This is a genomic window from Bradyrhizobium sp. LB11.1 (genome assembly GCF_040549385.1).
Classification (GTDB): Bacteria; Pseudomonadota; Alphaproteobacteria; order Rhizobiales; family Xanthobacteraceae; genus Bradyrhizobium.
Genome location: NZ_JBEPTH010000003.1, coordinates 324,445 through 339,076 on the forward strand (window position 1 = coordinate 324,445; position 14,632 = coordinate 339,076).

Genomic DNA, 14,632 nt, shown 5'->3' on the forward strand with positions numbered 1-14,632 from the left:
GCGGCATCCTAGTCTTTCTTTTAAGCTTAAAGGAGTTGGCGGAGCCGGCGGATTGGGCAGCTGCCGCCCCAGCACCGGCGCCGAGAAATCGGAAAAGATCGTGGGCACGGCGCAAGTGCGCCTTCGCCCACGAGAGCTGTGACTTAGGCAGCCGCTACGCCTTCTCCACCCCGCACCACTCCGCGATGAACAGTGCCATCGCCTTCGTCGTCTTCTTCAGCGACTCCAGATCGACGAATTCGTTGAAGCCATGCATCTCGCCGCCGCTGGCACCGAAGCACAGGCTGGGGATGCCGTAGTTCAGGCCGTAGAAACGGGTATCGGTGAGTGCGGTGAAGACGAGATCTTCGACCGCACCGCCATAGACCTTGTTGAAGGCTTTGCCGAAGGCGGCTTCGGGCGCGGCGGAATCGGTCAGTTCATAGCCTTCCGACAGGAAGCCCGACCATTCGACCTCCGGTGGATTGTTGGCGAGGAAGCGGTGGTTGCGCGAGGCAGCAGCAACGCAGGCCATGATCTCCTTCTGGTGATCGGCGACCGACCAACCCGGCAGGATGGCGATGCGGCAATCGACATCACACCAGGCCGGTACGCTGGAGGCCCAGTCGCCGCCCTTGATGATGCCGGGATTGAAATTGATGGGATGGTTGAGAGTCTTGAAATGACGGTCGGCCTTGGCGCGCTCGTTCCACTCGATCTCGAGTTTCTGCAGCGCGTGGACGAGATGATAGGCAGCCATGATTGCATTCGATCCGGAGCCTGCAAAGGCGACATGGGTCGGATGACCCTTCACGCGCAGGCGAAACCAGATCACGCCGACCTGAGAACGCACCATCTTGCCGGCGGTGGGCTCCGGGATGAAGCAGGCATCGGCCCGGTAGCCGCGCTGAAGCGTCGAGAGTGCGCCGATGCCGGTGCTCTCCTCCTCGATAACCGACTGGACGTGGATCCGCGCGGTCGGCTTGAAGCCGGCCGCTTTGATCGCATCCAGGGCATAGAGCGCGCCGATAGTGCCGGATTTCATGTCGCAGGCGCCGCGACCGAACATCTTGCCACCCTTGATGACGGGCGAGAACGGCGGCGTGTCCCACAATTCCAGCGGCCCTGCAGGAACCACGTCGCAGTGGCCCTGGAGGATCAGCGATTTGCCAGCTTCGGTCGTCGGGCGATAGGTGCCGACCACCGAGCGTGCCTTGGAGAAATCATGCTCGATCGGCCCGAAGCCGCGCAGATCCTTGAGATCGTCGACATCGATGTGCCAGTCGTCGACCTCATAGCCCCGCGCGCGCAGGAGGTCGCCGATCATGTCCTGGCACGGTCCCTCCGCCCCGCGGGTCGAGGGGATCGCGACAAAATCTCGCGTGGTCGCAAGCTGGGTTTCGAAGCCGGCATCGACGGCGTCAAGAATCCTCTGCTGCGTTTCGGCATTCATCAGGCAACTCCGGCATCCAGTTGGTCAAGGCTGCGCGCAAGCTAGCCGATTTCAGCCGTTCGGGTACTCCACAAAATAAGCATCCCGCAATGCATCTTCGAGCAGTCGGCCTTCCGAATAGCCATTCAGCGTCGCCGGCCGGCTCACGCCATCGAGCAGCCGCGGGCATGGTTCCGGCGCGCCGAGGACGGTGCGGACCGGAATGCGCTCGGCATAAATGGGCATTTCGTAGTCCTCATCGTCGTCGGCGACACCCTTGGCGCGGACCTTTGCGGAAGCTTCCTCGATCTCCATCGCGATGAAGGAGGTCGCCTTGATCTCCTGGGTGTTGCTCGCCCGCAGGCTCGCAGTGCGATCCGGGAAGAAGCGGTCGACCATCGCGACCACCGCGCGCTCTTTCTCCACGGGGTCGGTGACGAGGTAGGCGGTGCCGAATGCCATCACCGCGCGGTAGTCGGCGGAATGGTTGAAGCCGCAGCGCGCCAGCACCAGACTGTCGAGATGCGCGACCGTCAGACACACCCGCTCGCCCCTGGTCTGGCTGCGCAGCATGCGGCTGGCGCTCGAGCCGTGCCAATACAGCTTCGTCCCCTCGCGCCAGAAGAAGGTCGGCGTGCAATAGGGCTGGCCGTCGATGACATAGGAGACGTGGCACAGTATCGAGGAATCCAGAATGCGGTGAACCGTCTCGTGATCGTAGAAGCCGCGATCGTGCCGGCGCTTCACCTGGTTGCGCGCTGACGTCGGGTAGGAATCTTGGCTTTCGGTCTGGCTCACGGCCGCTCCTGTCGGGATTGGAACAATTCCAGAGCAGTTGTAGTGGCGCATTTGGTCTGCGATAGTTCCAATTCCATGCAAAAAATTCCGACCAATTCTCCCGCCTCGGCCAAAGCCGAGTTGCCGCTCGATCTCACCGGCCCGCACATCACCGCCAGTGCCTCCGCGCCGCACCGGCTGTACCAGGCGCTGTGCGAGATGATCGTCTCTGGCCTCGTCAAACCCGGAGAGCCACTGCCGCCATCGCGGACGCTGGCCAAGCAGACCGGCTTTCGGCGCAACGCCGTCGTCACCGCCTATGAGCGGCTGATCGCCGACGGATTTGCGCAAGCCACGGTCGGCTCCGGCACCTTCGTCGCCGCGCGCATTCCGGCGCGCGCCGCCGCACCGAAGAAGCCGAGGGTGATGCTCGAAACTCCCAGGCAAGGCGCACTCTCACTCGGCTGCACCCATATCGACGAGCGAGCGTTGCAACGTTTGCGCGCCTTCGTCGGCCGGCGCATGCGCGCTTTCGGTGCCGAGCATCTGCATTACGGCGACCCGCGCGGCAGCCGCGAATTGCGCGTCGCGATCGCCGATCATCTGCTGTCGGCGCGGGGTCTGCGCTGCGACCCAGACCAGATCATGCTGACATCGGGCACGCTGCATACGCTGCGCATCGTTCTCGGCGCGATCCTGAAGGCCGACGATCAGGTCTGGTGCGAAGACCCCGGCTATCCCATTGCGCGCAAGACCATCGCGCAATGCGGCTATCGCACCGTGCCCATTCCCGTCGACGCGCACGGCCTGCAGGTCGCAAGGGGCCGCACCGCCGCCCCGTCCGCGCGTGCGGCCTATGTGACGCCGTCGCATCAGTTTCCGCTGGGCGTGCAGATGTCGATGCCGCGACGGCTTGAACTGCTCGACTGGGCCAGGCAGGCCGGCGCCTTTGTGTTCGAGGACGATTACGACAGCGAGTTCCGCTATGACGGCGCGCCGCTGATGTCACTCGCCGGCGTCGATCACCTCCAGCGCGTGATCTACATGGGCACGTTCGCCAAGACGCTCTTTCCGGGTCTGCGCATCGGCTATTGCGCCCTGCCCGAGCGCCTGATCGGCGACGTCACGGCCGCACGCGCCGCGCTCGACCGGTTTCCCGGAACGCTGATGGAAGGCGCGGTTGCAGACATGCTCAATTCCGGCGCGTTCACCGCAAACCTGAAGCGCGTGCGCAAGCTTTATCGCGAGGCGCGCGATGCGCTTGCCGAAACACTCGAAGCGACGTCGGATGGCGCGCTGTCGGTCCCGGTGCCGTCGCAGGGCTTGCATCTCGTCGCGCGGCTAGATCCGTCGGTTGCCCCGGCGATTGCAGCTGAAGCGAAGCAGGCAGCGGGCGCGGAAGGCTGGCTGCTCGCCGATACCTATGCGCGAGCGCGGCCGCTCCCGGGCTTCGTGCTGGGATTTTCGGGGCACGCGGTTCCGCAACTGGTCGCATCTGCCGAAAGGCTCGCGCGGGAAGTGCGCACCGCCTTGCGCAGCAAAGGCAAATCGGTCCGGCGCGCGTGACAAAGGTTCACTATGAGAATCGTGCGCCGCTCCCTACATTGCGGCATCAATGCCGGGACCTCTAGTCATGTCACTCTGCCGCACAATCCGTCTTTCGCTCCTGATCTCAATCGCGCTCGCGACGACAGCGCGAGCAGGCACCGTCGGCCGCGAGCAGGACATCGTGGATCTCAGGCTCGGTCAGCGTGTGATGGTGGATGACGGAACCTGTCCGGCCGGACAGGTCAAGGAAGTGCGCGGTTCGAAGATGACCGACAAGGGCGTGGTACGAACAGCCACCTGCGTGGCACGGTTCGGTCCGAAGTCGAGGTAACGGCTAGGACTTCGCGGGGTCGAACATGCACTGCAGGGTCGGCTTGGCGATCTTTGTGAAGGTCGCGCCGATCTCGCTTTGCTTTGCTGTCGGCACCCAATCGGTCTCGATCGTGGGAACACCGGTCTCGCTGATGCCGCGCAGCAGCGCCTCGCGCAGGTCGCGATCCTCGACGACTGCCGCGGCATGATCGTGCAGACAGCCGCAGACCTCCTCCGGATGCTCCCAGCGTCCAAGCATGCGCGGGGCACATTGCCGCACGAATTCGGTACGCGGGTCAGGCAGCCGGTTCGGTGCGCGCACCTGCGCCTGGACGGAACTGATCGTCAGAAGGGAGAGGAATGTTGCGGCGCAGAGACGAAGGTACATGATGGCTTTTGCCGGCTGATTTTCTTGTTGCTGATCAGAAGCGCGCTGCGAGAACGATTGGCTGCGACGCCGTGGTCGTAACCGGCGAGCCGCTGTACTGGAAGGTGCCGATACCAGGCAGATTGCCGTCCGGCGCACCCGCGAACGAGGAACCAGCGAGCACGAAGCCGAAAGCAAGGATGAAGCTGAGCGCGCGCATGGACATGTCCCCGAATCGCGTGGCCGGCGGTGTGCCGTCGTCGTTGTCACGCTGATAACCATCAGCGGTTTCTCCCGTGATGCGCCCAAAGCCGAAAATGGTTTCGTTCCCAATGAGAATTGTTTCGTCGCCGGCGATGCGACGAAACAATTCTTGGAAAACATCAATCATTTCAGGTGGGGCGCGTGACGGTTTGAACGCGTTTGGGAGCAACCGTCCAACTCGCTTGATGCACCGGCTCGCCCGGCGCGATGGCCTTGCAATCAGGCCGCGGCTACGAGACCGCGCCGCAGGCGTTCGTGCGGCTGACCGGCTCGCATCTCGCGAAACCGCGCGCTGGCGGCGATCACATCGCTGAGTGAACGCAAGTGCGTCACTGAGTGAAGAAGTCTCCGCACTTCTGGACGTTCGCATCAGCGGGTCCCCACGGCATGATCGGCACCGACGAGGTCGAGTTCTTCGGCGATCCCTCGATCAGCCTGTCCGAATAGACCATGTAGACCAGCACATTGCGCTTGGCGTCGCAGCCGCGCACGATCTGCATCTTCTTGAAGAAGAGCGAACGGCGCTTGCGGAACATGTCGTCGCCCTGCTCCATCTTGTCCTTGAATTTGATCGGACCGATCTGGCGGCAGGCGAGCGAGACATCGGAAACCTCCTCGGCAAGCCCCAGCCAGCCCTTGAAGCCGCCCTTCTCAGGCACGGTGAAATGACAGGCGACGCCCTCGATCTCGGGATCGTCGAGGCCGTAGGTCGCGAGCTTGTCATTCGGGCTCATCCATTTGAACACGGTGGAGCGGCGGAAGATCAGATCCGGCTCGTCAGCGGCCTGCGCGGACGCCATCGGCATGGTCAGCAACAAGAAGAATAAAGCGAGGCCTTTCAAGCGGATGCCGGAAAGATCGGGGAAACGAGATGACATGAAGTTCTCCGGTAACAAGTTCCATCAATGTAGGCATGAGACAGCCTGTGAGGAAGATGACGGGCGACGGACGCGGTCGCCGTTTACCGCTCTGTGAGGCTTTTCTGATACGAATTAGACAAAAGTCGCCGACGGCAGAACCGCCGTGCTGGTGAACGCGTATCCCCTCTGCGACACTAACGTCTGATTTGGATTGTGGATTCGAGGAATGAATAGCGTGAACGGGTCCAGTTCTTCGGCCGCGCTGGCACGGCTGTGGCAGGTCGCGATTTTGGCGGTAGCGGGTGTGATCGGTACGGCGAGCCAGGCAGAAGCAGCGTTCTATTATTATTCGGACTCCGATGGAGCCTACGGCCGGCAGGAGTGGCACCCTGAGGAGCCGCGACTGAAGCCGCAGAAACACGGCTCAGGCGCCAAGAACAAGAAACAGACGCTCGTCGAGAAGGAGACCGGCGCTAAGCCGCAAGGTCCGCTTGTTATCGTCGTCTCGATCGATCGGCAGAAGGTGACAGTCTTCGACTCCAACGGCATGTTCGCGGAGTCTCCGGTATCGAGCGGCATGAAGGGCCACTCGACGCCGATGGGCGTCTTCAGCATCATCCAGAAGCACAAATTCCACCATTCCAACATCTATAGCGGCGCGCCGATGCCGTACATGCAGCGGATCACCTGGTCCGGCATCGCCATGCATGCCGGCGTGCTGCCGGGCTATCCAGCCTCGCACGGCTGCATCCGTATGCCGATGGCGTTCGCGGTGAAGATGTGGAACTGGACCAAGATGGGCGCGCGCGTGATTGTCACGCCCGGCCAGATGACGCCGCAAAACTTCTCCCATCCGATGCTCGCCTCGCTGCGCGTCCCGCCGCAGCCCGCGGCAAGCCTCGAGCCGGCGACGAGCGTCGGCGACAAGGCAGACAAGGGCGCGCCTGAGACCAAGGTCACCGAAGCGAAGCCGGTTGAGACGAAAACCGCCAGCGCCGACGGCGTGCTCGAGCTGCGCTCCACCGTCGGCCACACCGTGAAGTCGGACGTGACCACGGGCATTGCACCGGTCCGCGAGGAAGCGGCCGCATCAGCCGACAAGGGCGTGGCCACCGCAAAGACCGCCGAACCCTCTGAACCGGCGAAGCAGCCCGACACGGCTGCGAAAACAGACGACGTCGCCAAGGCCGCCAGCGCTGAAGCGAAACCGTCCGAAGCAGCTGAAGCACCCAAGGCGACGACGGACGAGAAGCCGGCCGACAAGGTGGAAGCCGCGAAGTCGGAGCCGACCGACGTCCTCAAGACGGAAGCGGCAAAGTCCGAACCAGTGGAATCCGAGCCGGTCAAGGCTGACGCGGCGACGGCCGAGAAGGACCAGACCCGCGTCGCCGATCCGGCACCGTCCGTGAAGCCGGACCTGCCGAAGCGGACCGGCCAGATCGCGGTGTTCATCAGCCGCAAGGATTCCAAGCTCTACGTGCGGCAGAACTTTGCGCCGCTGTTCGATGTGCCCGTGACGATCGCGGCAAGCGACCGGCCGCTGGGCACTCACGTATTCACCGCCGAGATCGACAAGTCCGATTCCAGTGCGCTGCATTGGTCCGTCGTGTCCCTCCCGGTTGCCGTCCGCGCGGCCGCGCGCGACGACAGCCACGCGGCGCGCCGCCAGCGCGGCGCCGCCGTGATCCCTGTCGCCGCAAAACCGGCGATCACGCCGGATAGCCCGGCCGAGGCACTGGATCGCATCACGATCCCTGCCGACGCCATGGCGAAGATCAACGAGATGCTCACCACCGGCGGCTCAGTCATCGTCTCCGACCAGGGCATCAACCAGGGCGAAACCGGAGAAGGCACCGACTTCATCGTCCGCCTGTACTAAGCCCGGCACCGCCGATAACGCGGTGTTGAGCGTGCTGGTCGCATCGGCGGAGTAAGCTCCGCCCCGGATCACATCCGGGGGACACCGCCATGCTGAACCGCAGGACCATGCTCACCACGGCACTTCTCGCAGCAGCCACATCGGCACCGCGCGCGCGGGCCGATGGCGGGATGAGCCGGATGTCCGCCTACGCGTTCTCATTCCCTGCTCTCTCCGGCGAGGAGATTCGGCTGGCCGCGTTCACGGGCAAGCCTGTGCTGGTCGTGAACACCGCTTCGCTATGCGGCTACACCCCGCAATATGCAGGGCTCCAGGAGCTCTGGAGCGAGTTTCGCGACCGCGGGCTCACCGTGATTGGCGTGCCCTCCAACGATTTCGGCGGCCAGGAGCCCGGCGGCACCAGCGAGATCTCGGAGACCACCCACCATCAATACGGCGTTACCTTCCCCATCACCGCCAAAGCCATCGTGGTCGGGGCGAAGGCGCATCCCTTCTATAAATGGGCCGCCGAGGCGCGACCCAAGGACGTTCCGCGCTGGAACTTTCACAAATACCTGGTCGGCCGCGATGGCTATATCGCCGGGGTCTTTGGCTCCGCCGTCGAGCCTGCCGACACGCGCATCAAGACGACGATTGCCAGGGCCTTGGCGGACAGTTGACGCATCACGCCCGAACAGGCCTGGGCACAATTGTGGCGGAGCGCCAAACAGCCGTTGCAATGGCGATGGAGCACCATCTAGGCTAGGATGACCAAGGGCGGGAAGGTTCGGCCGGAGGCTAAAAAGCCGCGGCGGAACAACGGGACCAATCTCGAGGACAACACCATGCGTGTGGCGGCAGGACTGATTTTGGCAAGCGCGATGTCTGTCGCGCTGACAGGTGCGGCATGGTCGCAGACCCCGGCCGCGAAACCCGTAGCCGCCACAGCTGCGACCCCTGCACCGGCGCCAGCAGCTCCGGCAACCGCTGCAGCTCCTGCCGCACCGCAAGCCGCCGCCTTCCCACCCCCGCCGCAACAGGCGCCACAGCCGGCGCGTGCGGCCTGTAACAATCCGAACGCGCTGGGCGTCGCCCGCACCGTGGAGATCGACACGACAGGCGGTCCCGGCTTCGGCTTCGAGCATTTCAAGGAGCTCGACTTCCTGCGCGACAAGGAGGTCGTCCTGACGTTCGACGACGGTCCCTGGCCGCACAACACGCCCGCCGTGCTGAAGGCGCTCGCCGATCAGTGCACCACCGGCATCTTCTTCTCGATCGGCAAGCACGCCACCTACGAGCCGGAGCTCCTGAAGCAGGTCTATGCGGCCGGCCACACCATCGGCACCCATACCTGGTCGCACGCCAACCTCAACAACAAGAAGCTGACCGAAGCGCAGCGCAAGGAGGAGATCGAGAAGGGCATCAGCGCCGTCAAATGGGCGCTCGGCGGCATCTCGCCTGCAGCGTTCTTCCGCTTCCCGGCGCTGCAACATCCGCCGGAGATGGTCACCTATCTCGGCAACCGCAACGTCGCGATCTTCTCCTGCGACATCGACTCCTTCGACTTCAAGGCTTCGAAGCCCGAGAAGGTGATCGACACGGTGATGAAGGGACTCGACAGGAAGGGCAAGGGCATCATCCTGATGCACGATTTCCAGAAGCACACGGCGGAAGCGCTGCCCGAGCTTCTGAACCGTCTCAAGGCCGGTGGCTACAAGATCGTGGCAATGCGCGCCAAGGCGCCGGTCGCCTCGCTCCCCGAATACGACCAGGAGCTGATGAAGGACGTCAAGCTGCCGACGGTGAGCACGCGGCCGGTCAATTCCGTGGTGACGACCGTTTCCGAATAGCCGTCGCTTGTCTTTCCATTTCGAAGGCTACGTCATCGTCTCGGCGGACGGCATGCTCGCCGACGCAAGCCGCGTCATGCCCGACAGCCTGAAGTTCGAAGGCGACAAGCTGTTCTTCGAGCAGGCGCTCGATGGCGCGGCGCTGATCGTGCACGGCCGCAACTCGCATGAGCAGCAGCAAAACTCGCCCAGGCGCAAGCGGCTGATCACCACCCGCAAGATCAGGGCCCTCACCGTCGATCCGGAGATGCCGAACGCGACGCTGTGGAATCCGGATCATGCGAGCTTCGAGGAGGCCTGCGCGTTTGCCGACGTTGCCTCGGGGCGGGTCGCGATCATCGGCGGCCCCGTCGTGTTCGACATGTTCATGGACCGCTACGACACGTTCTGGCTGTCGGAAGCCCCGCATGTATGCCTGCCCGACGGCGAGGGCTGTTTCGTCGACGTGCCGGAGCGGACGCCGCATGAGGTGCTGACGTCACACGGGATGAAGCCGGACACGCCGTATCTGCTCGACGCGGTCCATGGCGTGACTGTAACGCCGTGGCGGCCGGCGAGAGGCTCCGCCTCAAACTCGAAAACAACCCCATGCACAGTACCGGTGTCGTGATACCCGGGCGCAACGCGTTTGTTTTCCACGCATAAGGATCTACATCGCGGCTACAAGGCCTACGGCGTCGGAAGGTGATAGACCAGCGAACCGCGCAGCGTGTGGATCGTGCCGCCCGCGCTCACGCTCGTGAAGAGGACGCCATCCGTCAGATCGTCACGCGTTGCGACATGGGTCATGCGATACTCGGCACGGGCCGAGATCCTGTCGCTGAAGAAGCGCTCGAAGCCGCCACCGAAGGTGGCGCCATGATATTCGCGCTCCGGACTGGTGCTCTGAATGCCGAAGACACTGTAGGTGATGGAGCACGCGGTCGAGCCGGTGTAGCCGCCGAGCAGATAGACGAGCGTCTCCGGCGACACGAGATAACCAGCGCGTGCGCCGACGCTCCGGCCCCATTTCACCGATGCAAGATCCGACGTAACCGTTGTTCCGGCGCCGGCACCCGTTGCCGTGATGCTCGCTCCGCCATTCGTCGCCACATCGATCAGGCCGAACGCGCCGACGACCCATTTCGGCGCGATCTGACGATCATAGCCGATGGTGAAGGTCCCGCCGACGTCTGCGCCGCCAAGGCCGGCCGCGTTGAAATCCAGCGCGCCGGGAAGCGAGGCCGCGACATGGGGCGTGAGCGCGTCGCCCCCGATGCCGGCGCCAACATAAACACCCGTCCATGCCGGATTGAGCGCTGGCGCGGCCGCTGCGGTCGTCGCGGGGCCGCCGAACTGCCCGAAACGATAGGCGGCGCCGATCCGGATCACGTGCTCGGAGAGGTCAGTCGTCCAGACCGCGCCGAGCGGGTCGACCGTCGTGTTGTGACCAAGCGCGACATAGCGATATTCGCCGCGCAGCGAGACATTGCTGGAGAGACGATATTCCGCGCCGGCGCCGACCGTGTAGCCGCGCGAGGTCTGGGCGGATTCCTGCATCGTGAATACAGGGCCGCCGAACGTGCCGGTGGCGCTCCAATTGTTGATGCGCATTTCGCTGTATCCGGCGAGGCCGTAGAGCAGGATATCGGGCGTCGCCAGAAATCCCGCACGGCCGCCGATCGTCCAACCCTGGTCGAGTGACGGCATCACGGCAGACAGATTTGCCGCCCCAAAGAGGGTTGCGTTGACTGCCGTTCGCTGGCGCGACCAGTCGTAGTCGACGAAGCCACCGACCACGAAGCGCGGCCCAACCTGGACGTCGAAGCCGGCGAACGCGGACAGTCCGAGATCGGCGCCCTGCAAGCCGTCGAGGCTGAACAGCGAAGGGCCGCCGCCGACCGGCGTCAGGTTCGACCGCCCCGAGGCGAAATCGAATCCCAAGCCTGCGCCGACATAGAACTGGGTCCAGTTCGCCACAGGGGCCAGTCGCGGCGGCGCCTTCACGGGCAAGTCGGCTGCGTCAGCCGCCGTTACGGCAAAGGCTGCGACATGCGCGACTCCGAGAACAACAACCGCACGCGCCAAACGTCGCTTCGAATGAACCAAGTCCAGCCCCCAACACCCCGTGCCGGTTGCGCTCATACAACCGATCGACAGCTAGTATTCGCTTTCGACAGAGTCCGACAAGGCGAGATACGCGCGCGCTACACAGCGTCCGCGATTTTGCGGAACTGCTGTGATCTCAAAACCATAATGTGTGAATGAAGGTTCACGCGATCGACGCGTGAAAGCCGCTGGAGACGCCTGCTCGGCTACACGTCCCCGTAGGCCGTCTCGGCCGAGCGTGTGGCGCGGCCAAAGCCCATGATCATGAACAGCGCGCCGATGATGGAGAGGTTCTTCAGTGCGTCGACCACCATCTTGGCGTTCTCGGGCGCGGTCTGATTCCAGAAATCGTTGAACAGGACCGTGGAGACCGCGATGTAGACGATCATCAGCATTGCAAAAAAGCGTGCGCCGAAATTCAGCGCGATCATCAGTCCTGCGATGATCTCGAGGCCGCCGATCGCGATCGCCAGAAGCTGCGGGGTGGTCATCGCGGTCGCCGTCTCGACTTGCTTGGCATAAGGCGCGACCACATCGGGCACCACGACCTTGGTAGCGATGAAGTCCGCCGTCGCCTGAATGGCGATGAGCTTGGTTGCGCCCGTATAGATGAACAGCACGGCGAACAGGATTCGCCCGAAAGTCACGAACGCTGGCATGGTCGGCCTCTTGGCTCAGGCTTTTTGAAATCGGCGTCTTGACGAGAGTACCGGGCGATTATGAAGGCTAGTGCGCCGGTTTACAAACGGGGAAATGGCCAACTGCGAGCAATTCAAAGTTGGCGGCGTGCTTCCCCTCTCCCCCTGTGGGAGAGGGGAAGCACGCCGCAAAGCGGCGAGACGGGTGAGGGGTATCCATCGGCACGGGCTGCTCTGGCACTCTCGTCTCGTGGAGAGATACCCCTCATCCGGCGCTTCGCGCCACCTTCTCCCACGAGGGGAGAAGGATTACACCGTCAGCGCAGCGACACCGCCTCCTTACGTGAACTTACGTAAACAACGTCGGCTGCTGCCGGGCCGCGCGCTCCTGCGCTTCGACCGCGGCGACCGCCGTCATGTTGAGGATGCCGCGCGCGGTCACCGATGGGGTGAGGATATGGGCGGGCCGCGCCGGGCCGATCAGGATCGGGCCGACCGGCAGCGCGTCCGCCAGCGACTTGATCATCTGATAGGCGACATTGGCGGTGTCCAGCGTCGGCATGATCATGATGTTGGCCTCGCCCTCGAGCTTGGAGTGCGGCAGCACCATTTTTCGCGCAGCGGCGGAAAGCGCAGTGTCGCCCTGCATCTCGCCGTCGGCCTCGATCTCCGGATGCTTTTCCTTCAGCAACTGGGTCGCCCGGCGCATCTTGCGCGAGGAGTCGGTGTCGTAGCTGCCGAAATCCGAATGCGAGACGAATGCGATCCTGGGCTTGAGCGCGAAGCGCTGGACGTGGACAGCCGCGAGCGAGGCAATCTCGGCGAGCTCTTCCGCGCTCGGATTGGGGCGCACCTGGGTGTCGGCGATGAAGAAAGCGCCCTTGCTGGTGATCAGCAGCGCCAGCGCGGCATAGTCGCTGACGCCAGGCGCAAAACCGATGATCTCGCGGACATGACGCAGATGATGCATGTAGCGGCCTTCGACGCCGCAGAGCATGGCATCCGCCTCCCCGCGCGTCACTGCGAGCGCCGCGATCACCGTGTTGTTGGTGCGCACCACCGTGCGTGCCGCATCCGGCGTCACGCCGCGGCGGCCGGCGACCTCGACATAGGACTGCACATAGGAACGGTAGCGCGGATCGTCCTCGGGATTGACGAGGTCGAAATCCTTGCCGGCCTTGATCGACAGGCCGAAGCGCTTGATGCGCGCCTCTACCACGGACGGACGGCCGACCAGGATCGGCGTCGCCAGCTTCTCCTCCAGCACCACCTGGGTGGCCCGTAGCACGCGCTCGTCCTCGCCTTCGGCGTAAATCACGCGCACCGGCTGGGTCTTGGCCTTGGCGAACATCGGCTTCATGACGATGCCGGAGCGGAAGGCGAAGCGCTCCAGGAGTGCTGTGTATTCGTCGAAATTGGTGATGGGGCGCGTCGCGACGCCGGATTCCATCGCTGCCTTCGCCACGGCCGGGGCAATGCGCAGAATCAGCCGAGGATCAAAGGGACTCGGGATCAGCGAGCCCGGGCCAAAGCCCTGCGTCTCGCCGCTGTCAAAGCCCTGCGCGACCGCATCCGACGGCGCCTCGCGCGCGAGCTGCGCAATGGCCTCGACGGCGGCGTGCTTCATCTCCTCGTTGATGGCGCTGGCACCAACATCGAGCGCGCCGCGGAAGATGAAGGGGAAGCAGAGGACGTTGTTGACCTGGTTCGGATAGTCGGAGCGGCCGGTGCAGATCATGGCGTCGGGGCGCACCTTGCGCGCCTCCTCCGGCATGATCTCCGGGGTCGGATTGGCAAGCGCCATGATCAGCGGCTTGTCGCCCATCGCCTTGGCCATCTCGGGCTTGAGCACGCCGGGCGCGGACAGGCCGATGAAGATGTCGGCGCCGCCAATGACGTCGCCAAGCGTGCGCTTGTCGGTCTTCTGCGCATAGACCGCCTTCCAGCGATCCATCGTGGTGTTGCGGCCCTCATGCACGAGGCCGTCGATGTCGCAGACCCAGATGTTCTTGCGCTGCGCGCCCATCGAGACCAGCAAATTGAGCGTCGCGATGGCCGCAGCCCCTGCCCCCGACGCCACGATCTTGACGTCCGACAGCTTCTTGCCGTTCAAGCGCAGGCCATTGGTGATCGCGGCGGCGACGATGATCGCGGTGCCGTGCTGATCGTCATGGAAGACCGGGATCTTCATGCGCTCCTTCAGCTGCGCCTCGATCTCGAAACACTCCGGTCCGCGGATGTCCTCGAGATTGATGCCGCCGAAGGTCGGCTCGAGCGCCGCCACGGTCTCGACCACGCGCTCGATGGTGTCGGCGGCAATCTCGATGTCGAACACGTCGATGCCGGCGAACTTCTTGAACAGGACGGCCTTGCCCTCCATCACCGGCTTGGACGCCAGCGGTCCGATATTGCCAAGGCCGAGCACCGCGGTGCCGTTCGATACCACCGCGACCAGATTGGAGCGGATCGTCAGCGTGGCGGCTTCAGCGGGGTTCTTGGCGATCTCCATGCAGGCGGCGGCAACGCCCGGAGAATAGGCAAGCGCGAGGTCGCGCTGGTTGGCGAGCGGCTTGCTCGCCTGGATCTCGAGCTTTCCGGGGCGCGGCAGACGGTGATAGGCCAGCGCCGCCTGGTGGAGATCATCAGAATAGGACGACAT

14 protein-coding genes are annotated in these 14,632 nt (G+C 64.0%); 6 read left to right on the plus strand and 8 right to left on the minus strand.

Translation table 11 applies throughout. The annotated features are described in order from the left end of the window. Window positions 1-154 precede the first annotated feature (154 nt). Both ABIA96_RS09225 and ABIA96_RS09230 read right to left on the minus strand, forming a co-directional pair. Window positions 155-1,432, minus strand: a complete 1,278-nt coding sequence (locus ABIA96_RS09225; protein WP_354136730.1) for an ArgE/DapE family deacylase — start codon at window positions 1,430-1,432, stop codon at window positions 155-157. A 51-nt stretch (window positions 1,433-1,483) separates the two neighbouring features. After that, complete coding sequence (locus ABIA96_RS09230; protein ID WP_354136731.1) at window positions 1,484-2,209, minus strand: pyridoxamine 5'-phosphate oxidase family protein; 726 nt, start codon at window positions 2,207-2,209, stop codon at window positions 1,484-1,486. Between the two features lie 75 nt (window positions 2,210-2,284). Here ABIA96_RS09230 and pdxR point away from each other — a divergent pair, with 75 nt between their 5' ends. Further along, entirely contained in the window at window positions 2,285-3,754 is a 1,470-nt protein-coding gene (gene pdxR, locus ABIA96_RS09235; RefSeq protein WP_354136732.1) for a MocR-like pyridoxine biosynthesis transcription factor PdxR, read from the plus strand. A 67-nt stretch (window positions 3,755-3,821) separates the two neighbouring features. Beyond that, complete coding sequence (locus ABIA96_RS09240) at window positions 3,822-4,067, plus strand: DUF6719 family protein (protein WP_354136733.1); 246 nt, start codon at window positions 3,822-3,824, stop codon at window positions 4,065-4,067. A 3-nt stretch (window positions 4,068-4,070) separates the two neighbouring features. Here ABIA96_RS09240 and ABIA96_RS09245 read toward each other — a convergent pair whose 3' ends face one another. The 3 genes from ABIA96_RS09245 to ABIA96_RS09255 all read right to left on the minus strand — a co-directional run bounded on the left by ABIA96_RS09245 (window position 4,071) and on the right by ABIA96_RS09255 (window position 5,557). Then, the gene (locus ABIA96_RS09245) at window positions 4,071-4,436 is read right to left on the minus strand and encodes a hypothetical protein (RefSeq protein WP_354136734.1); all 366 of its coding nucleotides are present in this window, start codon (window positions 4,434-4,436) and stop codon (window positions 4,071-4,073) included. A gap of 34 nt (window positions 4,437-4,470) precedes the next feature. After that, on the minus strand, window positions 4,471-4,806 hold the full coding sequence (locus ABIA96_RS09250) for a hypothetical protein (protein ID WP_354137139.1): 336 nt from the start codon (window positions 4,804-4,806) through the stop codon (window positions 4,471-4,473). Window positions 4,807-5,008: 202 nt separating this feature from the next. Beyond that, window positions 5,009-5,557 carry a CreA family protein gene (locus tag ABIA96_RS09255; protein ID WP_354136735.1) on the minus strand — a complete coding sequence of 183 codons (549 nt, stop codon included), beginning with the start codon at window positions 5,555-5,557 and terminating at the stop codon, window positions 5,009-5,011. A gap of 208 nt (window positions 5,558-5,765) precedes the next feature. On the opposite strand from ABIA96_RS09255, the gene ABIA96_RS09260 reads away from it, so the two are divergent. From ABIA96_RS09260 to ABIA96_RS09275, 4 genes are all read left to right on the plus strand, one after another. After that, entirely contained in the window at window positions 5,766-7,418 is a 1,653-nt protein-coding gene (locus tag ABIA96_RS09260; RefSeq protein WP_354136736.1) for a L,D-transpeptidase family protein, read from the plus strand. Between the two features lie 89 nt (window positions 7,419-7,507). Continuing rightward, window positions 7,508-8,077, plus strand: a complete 570-nt coding sequence (locus ABIA96_RS09265) for a glutathione peroxidase (RefSeq protein ID WP_354136737.1) — start codon at window positions 7,508-7,510, stop codon at window positions 8,075-8,077. Window positions 8,078-8,242: 165 nt separating this feature from the next. After that, a complete protein-coding gene (locus ABIA96_RS09270; protein WP_354136738.1) occupies window positions 8,243-9,247 on the plus strand; it encodes a polysaccharide deacetylase family protein in 1,005 nt (334 codons plus the stop codon). A gap of 7 nt (window positions 9,248-9,254) precedes the next feature. Further along, entirely contained in the window at window positions 9,255-9,857 is a 603-nt protein-coding gene (locus ABIA96_RS09275; RefSeq protein WP_354136739.1) for a dihydrofolate reductase family protein, read from the plus strand. A gap of 59 nt (window positions 9,858-9,916) precedes the next feature. Here the strand turns inward: ABIA96_RS09275 and ABIA96_RS09280 are convergent, their stop codons facing one another. The 3 genes from ABIA96_RS09280 to ABIA96_RS09290 all read right to left on the minus strand — a co-directional run bounded on the left by ABIA96_RS09280 (window position 9,917) and on the right by ABIA96_RS09290 (window position 14,632). Continuing rightward, window positions 9,917-11,314 (minus strand): outer membrane protein, encoded by a 1,398-nt coding sequence (locus tag ABIA96_RS09280; RefSeq protein ID WP_354136740.1) that lies wholly within the window; start codon window positions 11,312-11,314, stop codon window positions 9,917-9,919. 227 nt (window positions 11,315-11,541) lie between these two features. Continuing rightward, window positions 11,542-11,994, minus strand: coding sequence for a DoxX family protein (locus tag ABIA96_RS09285; protein WP_354136741.1), 453 nt, complete (start codon window positions 11,992-11,994; stop codon window positions 11,542-11,544). Window positions 11,995-12,322: 328 nt separating this feature from the next. Then, window positions 12,323-14,632, minus strand: coding sequence for an NADP-dependent malic enzyme (locus tag ABIA96_RS09290; RefSeq protein ID WP_354136742.1), 2,310 nt, complete (start codon window positions 14,630-14,632; stop codon window positions 12,323-12,325).